Here is a 13,092-nt window from a genome sequence, read left to right on the forward strand (position 1 = left end):
GGGGCGCCGCAGCCGCCGGACGGGAGAACCCGGCGGCGCATTCAGGCGCGGGCCGCACCGGCGACCGGCTCCAGCGAGCGAACGGGCCGCACCCGCCCGACCTCCCGCCCGCCCCCGAGCAGCGGCTCACCCGCGAACTCGGTGAGCAGTTCCGGGTCCACGCCCGCCCGGGCCAGCGCGGCGGCAGCCACCGGCACCCGCGCCCGGTTCGCCCCGTCCGCGATCTTCACCGCGACGGCCCGCCCGTCGGGCAGCGCGGCGACCTGCACGCCTTCGAAGCCGTCCTTGGACAGCAGCCCCGGCACGGCCCACATCAGCGCGGCGACGTCCCGGCCGGAGCCGGAGGCCATCTGCGGGTGCTCGCGCATCGCGTCGGCCACGCGGGCCTCGGGCGTGCCCGGCGCGGCCGCGACGATCCGGGCGGTCGCGCGGGCCAGGCCGTGCAGGGAGAGGGCGAACAGGGGCGCGCCGCAGCCGTCGACGGTGACCGTCGCGATCCGCTGCCCGGTGAGGTCCTCGACGATCTCGGCGATGGCCTGCTGGAGCGGATGGCCGGGGTCGAGGTAGTCCTCCAGTGGCCAGCCGTTGAGGGCGCAGGTGTAGAGCATGGCCGCGTGCTTGCCGGAGCAGTTCTGGGCGAGCCGGGAGGGTGCACGGCCCTCGCGGACCCAGGTGTCCCGGACGACCGGGTCGAACGGCATGTCGGGGACGTTGCGCAGGTGCTCCTCGGTGAGCCCGGCGAGTTCGAGGATGCGCCGGGTGCCGGCGAGGTGGCGTTCCTCGCCGGAGTGGCTGGCCGCGGTCAGCGACAGCAGCTCGCCGTGGAGCGGCAGGCCGGCCCGGACCATGGCGACGGCCTGGACGGGCTTGATCGCGGAGCGGGGGTAGAAGGCGGCCTCGATGTCTCCGATCCGGAGCCGGACCTCTCCGTCGGCGCCGAGGACGACGACGGAGCCGTAGTGCGTGCCTTCGACGATGCCGCCGCGTATGAGGTGGGCGACGGGGGCGTGGACGGGTTCACGGACCAGGGGTGCGGCCGCGAGGGAACTGCTGTGCATCACTGCCTGCTTCTCTGGGAGCGGCGCGTGGGTCACGCGTCGGCTCCGGTGGTGGACGTGCGGGCGATACGGCCGCGGACGGCGAACCATCCGGCGACCAGGGCCCCGACGATCAGCGGCAGGCACAGCACGGTGGTGCGTCCCGCGCCGCCGTCGGCGTACATGAGGACCAGGACGGAGGCGAGGAACGCCAGCGTCACGATCTCGGTCCAGGGAGAGCCCGGCAGCCGGTAGCCGGGGCGGGTGAGCTCGCCCTTCTGGGCGCTCTGCCAGAAGAGGAGGTGACAGACCATGATCATGCCCCAGGTGGCGAGGATGCCGATCGCGGCGAAGTTCAGCACGATCTCGAACGCCTCGGCGGGCACGACGAAGTTGAGGCCGACGCCCAGCACGCAGATGCCGCTGGTCAGCAGGATGCCGCCGTAGGGGACCTGGCTGCGGCTCATCACGGAGGTGAACCCGGGCGCGGATCCGGCCATGGCCATGGAGCGCAGGATGCGGCCGGTGGAGTAGAGGCCGGAGTTGAGCGAGGACATCGCGGCGGTGAGGACGACGAGGTTCATCACGCCGCCGGCGGCGGGGACGCCGATGTTGGACAGCACCGTGACGAAGGGGCTCTCTCCGGCCGTGTATTTGTTCCAGGGCAGCAGCATCGACAGCAGGACCACCGAGCCGACGTAGAAGACGCCGACGCGCCACATGATCGAGTTGATCGCCTTGGGCATGATCTTCTCGGGGTTCTCGGTCTCGCCGGCCGCGACCCCGACCAGTTCGACGGAGGCGTAGGCGAAGACGACGCCCTGGATGATCAGCAGCATGGGCAGCAGGCCGTGCGGGAAGACGCCGCCGCTGTCGGCGATCAGGGACGGGCCGGGAGTGTGGCCGTCGACGGGGTGCCGGGTGACCAGCAGGAAGATGCCGATGCCCATGAAGACGACGAGCGCGCCGACCTTGACGATCGCGAACCAGAACTCCAGCTCACCGAAGATCTTCACCGAGATCAGATTCACGGTGAGGACGACGGCCAGCGCGATCAGGGCGATGACCCACTGCGGGATGTCGGAAAACATGCCCCAGTAGTGGGTGTACGTGGCGACGGCGGTGATGTCGGCGATGCCGGTGGTCGCCCAGTTGAGGAAGTACATCCAGCCGGCCGTGTACGCGCCCTTCTCCCCCATGAACTCGCGGGCGTACGACACGAAGGCACCGGAGGAGGGGCGGTAGAGCACGAGTTCGCCGAGGGCACGGACGACCAGGAAGGCGAAGAGGCCGCAGACCGCGTAGGCGATGAAGAGGGAGGGCCCGGCCTCGGCGAGGCGGCCGCCGGCACCGAGGAAGAGCCCGGTGCCGATGGCGCCGCCGATGGCGATCATGTTGACGTGCCGGGACTTCAGGGACTTGCTGTAGCCCGCGTCTCCGGCGTCGACATGGCCGGAACGTTTCTGCACTCCGTCGTGCAGGGACTGCTCGCTCACGCCTCGGGTCCGCCTTCCGTGGGGTTTTCCGTGCCGGTGGTGCGCGGGGAGCGCACGATGTCGGTGAGGGTCGTCTCGACACGGTCGAGGTGGTGGGTCATGGCCTCCACCGCATCGTTCTCGGAACCGTCGATCAGCGCCTCGACGATGGCCCGGTGCTCGCGGTTGGACTGCTCGCGGCGGCCGCCGAGCTCGTTGAGGAAGGCCGACTGCCGGGCCAGCGCGTCCCGGATCTCCTCGATGACCCGGCGGAAGACCGGGTTCTGGGCGGCCTCGGCCACGGCGAGGTGGAACAGCGTGTCCATGGCGACCCAGGCCGTGGTGTCGGTCTCCCGTTCCATGCGGTCCAGCAGGTGGGCCAGGTGGTCGAGGTTCTCCGGGGTGCGGCGCAGGGCCGCGTACCCGGCGACCGGGATCTCGACGTGGCGGCGGACCTCCAGCAGGTCGCTGGCCGCGTAGTCGCCGAAGGTGGGGTCCTCGACGGTGCTGGCGACGACGAAGGTGCCCTTGCCGGTCCGGGAGACGGTCAGGCCCATGGTCTGCAGCGCCCGCAGCGCCTCGCGCAGCACGGGCCGGGAGACCTCCAGGGTGCGGCAGAGCTCCGCCTCGGAGGGGAGCTTGTCGCCGATGGCGTAGTCGCCGCGCTCGATGGCGCCGCGCAGGTGCGCCAGCACCGCTTCCATGGCACTGACGCGACGCACAGGCTGTCCGGCTGTCCGGCTGTCTGACAGGTTCACGGGAGAGATACTCCGGCCGACGGGAGCCGCTGTCAAGGGGCGCCCCGAGAGGGGCGCGGGGAACGACGCACCGGCCCCGAAGGCGCCGTGGTCGGGCCGCGGCGCCCCGGCCGCACCCCGCTCAACCGTGCAGCACACCCGCCCCGAGCAGGACGGACAGCAGCACACCCACGACGACCCGGTAGCTCACGAAGGCGTTGAAGGAGTGCCTGGCGACGAACCTCAGCAACCAGGCGATGGAGGCGTACGCCACGGCGAACGACACGACCGTGCCGACGGCGAGCGGTGCCGCGCCCGCCCCGGTGCCCAGGGCGTCCTTGAGTTCGTACAGGCCGGCGCCGGTCAGGGCGGGGATGCCGAGGAAGAAGGAGAGCCGGGTGGCGGCGACGCGGTCCAGGCCGAGGACGAGCGCGGTGGACATGGTCGCCCCGGAGCGGGAGAAGCCGGGCAGGAGCAGGGCGAGGATCTGGGAGCCGCCGACCAGCATGGCGTCCGTGAAGGAGGTGTCGCCCTCGCCCCGCTCGTGCCGGCCCGTCCGGTCGGCGGCCCACATCACGCCGCTGCCGGCGATCAGCGAGCCGGCCACCACCCACAGCGAGGCGAGCGGGCCCTCGATGAGCGGCTCGGCGGCCAGTCCCACGGCGACGATCGGCACGGTGGCGCAGACGACCCACCAGGCGAACCGGTAGTCGTGGTGGTGGCGCTCCTCGCGGTGGCGCAGGCCGCGCGCCCAGGCGGAGACGATCCGCGTGATGTCCTTGCGGAAGTACACGAGCACCGCGGCGATCGCGCCGGCCTGGACGACCGCCGAGAACCCGACCACGGCCCGGTCGCCGACGGGGATGCCCATGAGCCCCTCGGCGATCTTCAGGTGGCCGGTGGAGGAGACCGGCAGGAACTCGGTCACCCCCTCGACGGCTCCCAGGAGTGCGGCCTGACCGACGGTGATGACGCTCATGGGTTCCCGTTCTGCTGTAGAGGGGCGCAAGCGGAGGGGGACAGTCGTACACCACGCGGGCGAGGACGCCTCTCACCTCCGCGCGGGCACGGTCCCCGCGCACGCCCTCTCCCCCGCCGCTTCCGCCCGCGGGGCGGCGCCGGGCCCGTCGTCACCGCCGCGGCGCCTCACACCCGATCCTTACCGTCGGGCCCGGGCCGAGCGGGATCCGGCTCGGGCTACCAGCCCTTCTCGAACATCCGCGCGACCTCGGCGATCCGCATGTCGTCGCGGTGGTAGTGCAGACCGTCTCCGGACCGGCTGGAACGCAGCATGCCGGTGGCCTCCAGCAGCCGCAGGTGGGTGGCGGCCACCGGGCGCGGCAGCGCGAAGCGCTCGGCGACGCTGTCCGCGCTGACCCCGCTCGCGGCGGGACCGGGTTCCCTCAGCCAGGCCAGGATGCGCAGCCGTGTCTCGTCCGTGGGAGTCCTCAGCATGGCGTGCCCCTGCCTCGCGGCGTCGTCCTCTGCACCGCGTCTTCCCACTCTCCCGCACGGAATGCGGCCGTGTCCGGGACTCGGCAGGCTTGACCGATACCGCACGGCCCTGACCGAACTTCCCCGCCGTACAAGGCAGTTCGCCCCTGGCTCGGAAGACCGGGAGGGAGGGAGCGGGCCGGCCTCGGCGGCGCGCCCCCTCCCCGGCCGGCTCAGCGGTGCCGGAACCAGGACATCGACGACAGCGCCCGGTCGTCGTAGCCGAACAGCGCCTGGTTCTCCCAGGCGTTGCCGGAGGACGGGTCGGTCGGGTCCCAGCCGTTGCCGGAGACCGCGGTCCAGGTCGCCTCCCAGTAGAAGATGCCGAGGCCGCGGCCGTTCGGGACGGCCTCCACGATGCTCGCTACGTCGTTCATCCACCGGGTCTGGCCGGCCACGCTCGCCGGATAGCCCGGGACCAGCTCGTCAGCGGTGTCGATGATGTTCTCGTGGGAGTCGTCGCTGTCCAGGCGGAACGGGTAGGCCGTCTCGGCGACGAACACCGGCTTGCCGTAGCGGGCGGCCGCGTCGTCCAGGGTCGTCTGGAAGTCGGCCAGGGTGCCGTGCCAGTAGCCGTAGTAGGACAGGCCGATCGCGTCGAACCGCACGCCGTGGGAGCGGGCGCTGTCGAACCACCAGCGGGTGCCTTCCAGGTCACCGCCCTCGGCCAGGTGCAGGGCCACCGTGGTGCCGGAGCTGACCGCCTTCACGGCGTCGTAGCCGGAGTTGAGCAGACCGGCGAGCTGCGTCCAGTTGGCGGTGGAGCCCTCGTTCCACAGCATGCCGCCGTTGATCTCGTTGCCCACCTGGACCATGTCGGCGGTGGTGCCCTGCGCCTTCAGGGCGTTCAGCACGTCGTACGTGTGCCGGTACACGTCCGTCTTCAGCTGGCTGTAGGAGTGCCCGGCCCACGCGGCGGGCTTGTCCTGACGGCCCGGGTCGGCCCAGAAGTCGGAGTAGTGGAAGTCGACCAGCAGCTTCATGCCCTGGGCCTTGACGCGCTTGGCCGTGGCCAGGACGCGGGCCTTGTCGTTGAAGCCGTCGGCCGGGTCGACCCACACCTTGAGGCGGGCGTAGTTCATGCCGTTCGACTTCAGGAGGGACAGGGCGTCGCCGGTGGTCCCGGAGGCGTTGCGGTAGACACCGCCCTTCGCCTCGCTCTTGGCCAGGGACGAGATGTCGGCCCCCTTGATCGACGTGCCGGACGTGCCCGGCGCGAAGGTCAGGTCGTCGACGTTGATCCAGTTGCCGGCGTTCGCGTCACTGTTGATGCTGATCGTGCACTGGTTGGCGGTCACGTCGACCGGCACGACGATCCGGATCCACCCGGTGGAGGAGACCGGCAGGTCGGTGCGCTGCTCGGCGCCGCCGCAGTTCTTCAGCGCTATGTACGCGGACTTCTGCCCGCCGCCCGAGCGCACCCAGGCGGTGAGCTTGTAGGCGCCGTTGGCCAGCCCCGACAGGTACTGGTACGTCTCGACCCGGTAGGCCCCGGCGGCCCAGTGGCTCAGGCGGTGGCTGCCGCCGTGGCCGCCGGACTCGGTGAACGAGGCGCCGGTGTCGCCGTACTCGGACCAGCCGCCCGGCGTGGCGGCGCCCGCGCCGTCGGCTTCGAAGCCGCCGTTGGTCAGCGTGCTCGCGGCGTGGGCGGAGGTGGCGGGCAGGGCGGCGAGGGTGAGCCCGGCGGCCAGTGGCAGCAGCAGGGCGGCGAGGGTGCGTCTGGGATGGAACATCGTCGTCCGTCGTCCCTTCGACGTGGGGTTGGGGAGTGCCTCCCGTCCGCGGCCGGACCGGGAGAGCCCCTCCGCCCGCGGCTCGTGGCACGCGCGGGCGGAGGGAGTCGGTTCAGCCGTCGAGCCGGACGACCCGGACGGCTCCGGCGGGCACCGCCAGACGGCCGGCGGCGCGTTCGCCGGTGAGCAGTTCGGTGCCCGCGGCCTCCAGGGGCACCTTGACGTCCGCGCCGGTGTGGTTGACGGCGAACAGGTAGGTGCCCGACTCGCCGGCGCGGCGCACCACTTCGACGTCCCGGGGCAGGTCGGCGCGCGGGGCGAGCCGGGCGTCCGCGCCGGCCGAGCCGAGCAGCGTGTCGAGGCCGTCGGCGCCGAGCCGGGTGGAGACGTACCAGGCGGTGCCCTCCCCGAGGCGGTGCCGGGTGACGGCGGGCAGCCCGGCGGCCGGGCCGTCGGCGTAGGTCAGGACCGGGTCGGCGCCGCGGGGCACCACGAATTCGGTCCACACGTCCGCGCCCAGCTCGGTCCCGTCGGGGCCGGCGACCCGTACGCGTTCGCCGGACAGCAGCGGGGAGAACTCCTCGATCGTGAGGCCGAGGACGTCGCGCAGCGGGCCCGGGTAGGCGCCCTCGTGGACGGCGTCGTGCTCGTCGACGATGCCGGAGAAGTACGACACGACCAGTGTGCCGCCGCCCTCCACGTACGCCGTCAGGTTGCGTCCGGCCGCCTCCGTCATCAGGTACAGGGCCGGGACGACGACAAGGGGATACCTCGACACGTCGGCTTCCGGGTGGGCGAAGTCGACGGTGAGGTGACGGTCGTAGAGGGCCTCGTAGAAGGCGTCGGCGCGTTCGCGGGCGTCGTGGTCGACGCTGGGCCGCCAGTCGAGGGTCTGCGCCCACCAGGAGTGCCAGTCCCACAGCACGGCCGCGTCGGCCACCGTGCGTGTGCCGCGGATCTCGCTCAACGCCTCGACGGACGCGCCGAGTTCGACGACCTCGCGCCACACGCGGGTGTCGGTGCCGCCGTGCGGGACCATCGCCGAGTGGAACTTCTCGGCGCCGCGCCGGGACTGGCGCCACTGGAAGAACATGGCGCCCTCGGAGCCGCGCGCCACGTGCGCGAGGGAGTTGCGGGCCATCTGTCCGGGGGTCTTGGCCGGGTTGCGGGGCTGCCAGTTGACGCCCGAGGTGGAGTGCTCCAGCAGCAGCCAGGGGGCGCCGCCCGCGACCGAGCGGGTGAGGTCGGCGGCCATGGCGAGGTTGACGTGGGTGCGGCGGCCGTCGGTGATCAGGTAGTGGTCGTTGGTGACGAGGTCGACCTCGCGGCCCCACGCCCAGTAGTCCACGGAGTCGCACTGGCTGAGCGCGGTCATGAAGTTGGTGGTGACCGGGACGCCCGGGGACAGGCGGTGCAGGATGTCCCGCTCCATGGTGAAGTTCTCGCGCATGGTGGCGTCGGCGAACCGCTTGTAGTCCAGCGCCTGGCCCGGGTTGACGGCCGCCGGAGTCAGCCGGGGCGGGTTGATGTCCTCGAAGTCGCCGTAGCGCTGCCCCCAGAAGGCCGTGCCCCAGGCCTCGTTGACCGCCTCGACCGTGCCGTACGTGGTCGCCAGCCAGCGGCGGAAGTGGGCGGCGCAGGAGTCGCAGTAGCAGGCCGAGACGGGGACGCCGTACTCGTTGTGGACGTGCCACAGGGCGAGCGCCGGGTGGTCGCCGTAGCGCTCGGCGAGCCGGGTGGTGATGGCCGCGGCGGCGGTGCGGTAGTCGGCGTTGCTGTGGCAGATGGCCGCGCGGGAGCCGAACTCGTGGCGCACGCCCTCGGCGGTGACGGGCAGCGCCTCGGGGTGGGCCCGGTAGAACCAGACGGGCGGGACGACCGTCGGGGTGCCGAGGTCGACGCGGACGCCGTGCTCGTGCAGCAGGTCCAGCAGCCGGTCCAGCCAGCCGAAGTCGTAGGTGCCGGGCGAGGGTTCCAGCAGGGCCCAGGAGAAGATCCCGACGCTCACCATGGTGACGCCGGCCTCGCGCATCAGCCGGACGTCCTCCTGCCAGACGCTTTCCGGCCACTGCTCGGGGTTGTAGTCCCCGCCGAAGGCGAGCCTGGTGAGGCCCCTGGGGGTGGTGTCCGGCATGAATGATCTCCCGGTGATCGATCAAATGGGAACGTGCACACACAGCAGCGGGGTGCTGAGCCCAACATAACCGCACAGCAACAACCATTGACAAGTGTCCGGGATGTTTCTCTACTGTGAACGCTCACAGAAGCATGGCAGGTCTCCGCAGCAGGCGGGGACCCCAGGTCAGGGGAGAGATCCATGCCGCACACGAAGCGCCGTCGCCTCGTGACATCCGCCGTCGCCCTCGCGCTCGGCGCCACCACCCTCGCCGCCTGTGGCTCGGATTCCGGGGACGGCGGGACCGGGTCGGGGCCGGTCTCGCTGACGTACTGGACGTGGACGCCCGGCATGGACAAGGTCGTGGATCTGTGGAACGAGGGGCCGGGCAAGAAGGACCGGATCACCGTCACGGTCAAGAAGCAGGCCTCCGGTGACACGCTGGTCACCAAGATCCTCACCGCGCACAAGGCCGGCAAGGCGCCCGACCTGGTGCAGGCCGAGTACCAGGCGCTGCCCACGCTGGTCAGCAACGACGCCCTCGCGGACATCTCGGAGGACGTCGACGGGGCGAAGGACCGGTTCGCCGACGGTGTGTGGCAGCAGACGACCCTGGGCACGGACGCGGTCTACGCGGTCCCGCAGGACATCGGGCCGATGATGTTCTACTACCGCGCGGACCTGTTCGAGGAGTACGGCCTGACCGTGCCGACGACCTGGGCCGAGTTCGCCGAGACGGCCCGCAAGCTCAAGCAGGCGGCGCCCCACAAGGACCTCACCACCTTCTCCGCCAACGACTCCGGGCTCTTCGCGGGCCTCGCCCAGCAGGCGGGCGCGAAATGGTGGACGACCTCGGGCGACCGGTGGAAGGTCGCGATCGACGACGCGGCGACGCGGAAGGTCGCGGAGTTCTGGGGCGGCCTCGTCAAGGAGGGCGCCATCGACAACCAGCCGATGTACACCCCGTCCTGGAACAAGGCGCTCAACACCGGCAAGCAGATCGCCTGGGTCAGCGCGGTGTGGGCCCCGGGCACCCTCACCACCGCCGCCCCGGACACCAAGGGCAAGTGGGCCATGGCCCCGCTCCCCCAGTGGTCGGCGAGCGAGAACCGGACCGGCAGCTGGGGCGGCTCCTCCACCGCCGTCACCACGGACTCCGACCACCGGGAGGCCGCCGCGAAGTTCGCCGCCTGGCTGAACACCGACCGGGCCGCGCTGAACGCGCTGGCCAGGGAGAGCGGCATCTACCCGGCCGCCACCAACGCCCAGACCAGCGGCGCCTTCCTCAAGCCGCCGGCCTACTTCTCCGACCAGGCCGACTTCTACCGCAAGGCCGCGAAGATAGCGGAGACCACCGCGCCCTCGGCCTGGGGCCCGAACGTGAACGTCGCCTACACCACCTTCAAGGACGCCTTCGGCGCCGCCGCCAGGAACAAGTCGGACTTCGGCGCCGCGCTGGAGAAGATGCAGGCCGACACCGTCGCCGACCTGAAGAAGCAGGGCTTCGAGGTCGCGGAGTGAAAAGCACGGCACGCCGGCGGCCGTACGGGGGCGAGGGGTCCCCGTACGACCGTCCGTCCCCCCGGAGCACCCGCAGACGGACGCGCAGCGCCCCCTATGCCTTCCTCCTCCCCGCGACGGTCCTGTTCGCCCTGTTCTTCGCCCTGCCCATCGGCTACGCGGTGTGGCTCAGCCTGCGCAAGGTGAAGGTCTCCGGCCTCGGGCTCGGCTCCGGCGCCCGCTCGGAGGTCTGGGCCGGGCTGGAGAACTACACCGACGCCCTGTCCGACAGCGAGCTGCTCGACGGCACCCTGCGCGTGCTGGGGTACGGCTGCATCGTCGTCCCGGTGATGCTGGGCCTGGCCCTGCTGTTCGCGCTGATGCTCGACTCGGAGAAGGTGCGGCTCGCTCCCTTCACCCGGCTCGCGATCTTCCTGCCGTACGCCGTTCCGGGTGTGGTGGCGGCACTGCTGTGGGGCTTTCTGTACCTGCCGGACGTCAGCCCTTTCTACTTCGTCCTGGACAGGCTGGGGATGCCGCAGCCGGACCTGCTGGACGGCGGGCCGCTGTACCTGGCCCTGTCGAACATCGCGGTGTGGGGCGGCACCGGCTTCAACATGATCGTCATCTACACCTCGCTCCAGGCCATCCCCGCCGAGGTGTACGAGGCGGCCAGGCTGGACGGCGCCACCCCGCTGCAGATCGCCCTGCGCGTCAAGATCCCGATGGTGGCCCCGTCGCTGGTGCTGACGTTCTTCTTCTCGATCATCGCCACGCTCCAGGTCTTCAACGAGCCCACCACCCTCAAGCCGCTGACCAACTCCGTGTCCACGACGTGGAGTCCGCTGATGAAGGTGTACCGGGACGCCTTCGGGGAGGGCGACATCCACGGCGCCGCGGCGCAGGCCGTGATCATCGCCGTCGCCACCCTCCTGCTGTCCTTCGGCTTCCTGCGCGCCGCGAACCGTCGTCAGAAGCAGGAGGCAGCCCGATGAGTTCCCTCACCGTCCCCCAGGCCGGGCAGGTGGCGGGCAGCACGCCCGGCACGGACCGGGACCGTCCGCCGCTGCGCCGCCGGATCGCCCTGGTCCCGACGGTCACGCTGCTCCTGGGCGCGCTCTACTGCCTGCTGCCGGTCGCCTGGGTGGTCATCGCGGCCACCAAGTCCGGGCGCGAGCTGTTCTCCACCTTCACGTTCCTGCCCGGCACGGGCTTCACGGACAACGTCCGCGACCTGAGCGCCTACCGGGACGGGGTCTACTGGCAGTGGATGGGCAACTCCGCCCTGTACGCGGGTCTGGGCGCCCTGCTGTCGACGTGCGTCTCGGCGGTCAGCGGCTACGCGCTGGCGACCTACCGCTTCCGGGGCCGCGAGACCCTCTTCAACGTGCTGCTCGCGGGTGTGCTCATGCCGCCGGTGATCCTCGCCGTCCCGCAGTACCTGCTGCTGGCCGAGGCCGACCTCACGGACTCGTACCTGTCGGTGCTGCTGCCGCAGATCCTCTCGCCGTACGGCGTCTACCTGGCACGGATCTACGCCGCCGCCGCGGTGCCGGCCGATGTGGTGGAGGCCGGGCGGATGGACGGGGCGAGCGAGTGGCGGATCTTCACGCGGATCGCGCTGCCGATGATGATCCCCGGCATGGTGACGGTGTTCCTGTTCCAGTTCGTGGCGGTCTGGAACAACTTCCTGCTGCCGTACATCATGCTCAGCGACGACGAGAAGTTCCCGATCACGCTGGGGCTGTTCACGTTGCTGGAGCAGGGGGCCAACACCCCGGCGCTGTACACGCTGGTGATCACGGGCGCGTTCCTCGCGGTGCTGCCGCTGGTCGCCCTCTTCCTGGTCGTCCAGCGGTTCTGGAGCCTGGATCTGCTCTCCGGAGCCGTAAAGTCATGACCATGAACGCTGCGGGGGGCAGGCGCAGGCCGCCCACGATCCACGACGTGGCGCGCGAGGCGGGGGTCTCGCGCGGCACCGTCTCACGTGTGCTCAACGGCGGCCACTACGTCAGCCCGGCCGCGCAGGAGGCGGTCAACGCGGCCATCCGCAGGACGGGTTACGTCGTCAACCGGCACGCCCGTTCGCTGATCACCGGCCGGTCCGACTCGGTCGGCTTCCTGCTGACCGAGCCGCAGGAGCGGTTCTTCGAGGACCCGAACTTCAACGTCCTGCTGCGCGGCTGCACGCAGGCGCTCGCCGCGCACGACATCCCGCTGCTGCTGATGCTGGCGGGCACCGAGGACGAACGGCGGCGCATCACCCGGTACATCACCGCCGGGCACGTGGACGGGGTGCTGCTGGTCTCCAGCCACTCCGGCGATCCGGTCGCCGAGCAGCTGCGCGGGGCGGGGGTGCCGCTGGTCGCGTGCGGGAAGCCGATCGGGCTGGGCTCGAAGGTGAGTTACGTGGCCGCCGACGACCGGGACGGCGCCCGGGACATGGTGCGCCACCTGCTGTCGCTCGGGCGGCGCCGGGTGGGCATGGTGACCGGTCCGCTGGACACACCCGGCGGCGTCGAGCGCCTGGCCGGGTACCAGGAGGTGCTCGCCGGTGCGGGGCTGGAGTTCGACGAGGGGCTCGTCGTCTCCGGCGACTACAGCCGGGCCAGCGGCGAGGCGGGCGCCGAGCGGCTGCTGGCGCAGGCCCCGGACATGGACGCGGTGTTCGTCGCCTCGGACCTCATGGCGCAGGGCGTGCTGACGGCACTGCAGCGGGCCGGCCGGCGGGTGCCGCAGGACGTGGCGGTGGGCGGCTTCGACGACTCCCCCGCCGCGCTCGCCTCCAGCCCCGAACTGACCACCATCCGGCAGCCGTGGGACCGGATCAGCGCCGAGATGGTGCGGGTGCTGCTGGCGCAGATCGGGGGCGAGGATCCGGCGGCGGTGATCCTGCCGACGGAGCTGGTGAAGCGGGAATCGACCTAGGTGTATTGATCACGAGCGTTGTTAACGCTTGCCGGGCTTGATCATGGCGAAGACCTCCGATGTGGTGGAGCT

The 13,092-nt window shown here is 71.4% G+C and carries 11 protein-coding genes; 4 read left to right on the forward strand and 7 right to left on the reverse strand.

The genetic code is table 11. The features are described from left to right. Positions 1–41: 41 nt before the first annotated feature. The 7 genes from ACPXCS_RS36760 to ACPXCS_RS36790 all read right to left on the reverse strand — a co-directional run bounded on the left by ACPXCS_RS36760 (position 42) and on the right by ACPXCS_RS36790 (position 8,610). Complete coding sequence (locus tag ACPXCS_RS36760; RefSeq protein WP_425946763.1) at positions 42–1,058, reverse strand: asparaginase; 1,017 nt, start codon at positions 1,056–1,058, stop codon at positions 42–44. Positions 1,059–1,090: 32 nt separating this feature from the next. Then, positions 1,091–2,533: an amino acid permease gene (locus ACPXCS_RS36765; RefSeq protein WP_425946764.1), complete on the reverse strand. Its 1,443-nt coding sequence runs from the start codon at positions 2,531–2,533 to the stop codon at positions 1,091–1,093. Next, complete coding sequence (locus tag ACPXCS_RS36770; protein ID WP_425946765.1) at positions 2,530–3,216, reverse strand: FadR/GntR family transcriptional regulator; 687 nt, start codon at positions 3,214–3,216, stop codon at positions 2,530–2,532. Before ACPXCS_RS36770 ends, ACPXCS_RS36765 begins: the two co-directional genes overlap by 4 nt. A 175-nt stretch (positions 3,217–3,391) precedes the next feature. Continuing rightward, on the reverse strand, positions 3,392–4,228 hold the full coding sequence (locus ACPXCS_RS36775) for an undecaprenyl-diphosphate phosphatase (protein WP_425946766.1): 837 nt from the start codon (positions 4,226–4,228) through the stop codon (positions 3,392–3,394). 218 nt (positions 4,229–4,446) lie between these two features. Further along, positions 4,447–4,704 carry an ArsR/SmtB family transcription factor gene (locus ACPXCS_RS36780; RefSeq protein ID WP_425946767.1) on the reverse strand — a complete coding sequence of 86 codons (258 nt, stop codon included), beginning with the start codon at positions 4,702–4,704 and terminating at the stop codon, positions 4,447–4,449. Positions 4,705–4,916: 212 nt separating this feature from the next. Then, entirely contained in the window at positions 4,917–6,476 is a 1,560-nt protein-coding gene (locus ACPXCS_RS36785) for a glycoside hydrolase family 53 protein (protein WP_425946768.1), read from the reverse strand. Between the two features lie 112 nt (positions 6,477–6,588). Beyond that, a complete protein-coding gene (locus tag ACPXCS_RS36790) occupies positions 6,589–8,610 on the reverse strand; it encodes a beta-galactosidase (RefSeq protein WP_425946769.1) in 2,022 nt (673 codons plus the stop codon). Positions 8,611–8,793: 183 nt separating this feature from the next. Between ACPXCS_RS36790 and ACPXCS_RS36795 the strand changes: the two genes are divergently transcribed. Genes ACPXCS_RS36795 through ACPXCS_RS36810 form a run of 4 tightly spaced genes read left to right on the forward strand, consistent with a single transcriptional unit; the run spans position 8,794 to position 13,020 of the window. Continuing rightward, complete coding sequence (locus ACPXCS_RS36795) at positions 8,794–10,113, forward strand: ABC transporter substrate-binding protein (protein WP_425946770.1); 1,320 nt, start codon at positions 8,794–8,796, stop codon at positions 10,111–10,113. Beyond that, entirely contained in the window at positions 10,110–11,087 is a 978-nt protein-coding gene (locus ACPXCS_RS36800) for a carbohydrate ABC transporter permease (protein WP_425946771.1), read from the forward strand. The genes ACPXCS_RS36795 and ACPXCS_RS36800 overlap by 4 nt, the downstream gene beginning before the upstream one ends. Continuing rightward, the gene (locus tag ACPXCS_RS36805; protein ID WP_425946772.1) at positions 11,084–11,992 is read left to right on the forward strand and encodes a carbohydrate ABC transporter permease; all 909 of its coding nucleotides are present in this window, start codon (positions 11,084–11,086) and stop codon (positions 11,990–11,992) included. The genes ACPXCS_RS36800 and ACPXCS_RS36805 overlap by 4 nt, the downstream gene beginning before the upstream one ends. Beyond that, positions 11,989–13,020: a LacI family DNA-binding transcriptional regulator gene (locus ACPXCS_RS36810; RefSeq protein WP_425946773.1), complete on the forward strand. Its 1,032-nt coding sequence runs from the start codon at positions 11,989–11,991 to the stop codon at positions 13,018–13,020. Before ACPXCS_RS36805 ends, ACPXCS_RS36810 begins: the two co-directional genes overlap by 4 nt. Positions 13,021–13,092: the final 72 nt, after the last annotated feature.

The organism is Streptomyces sp. DT190 (assembly GCF_049846985.1).
Lineage (GTDB): Bacteria > Actinomycetota > Actinomycetes > Streptomycetales > Streptomycetaceae > Streptomyces.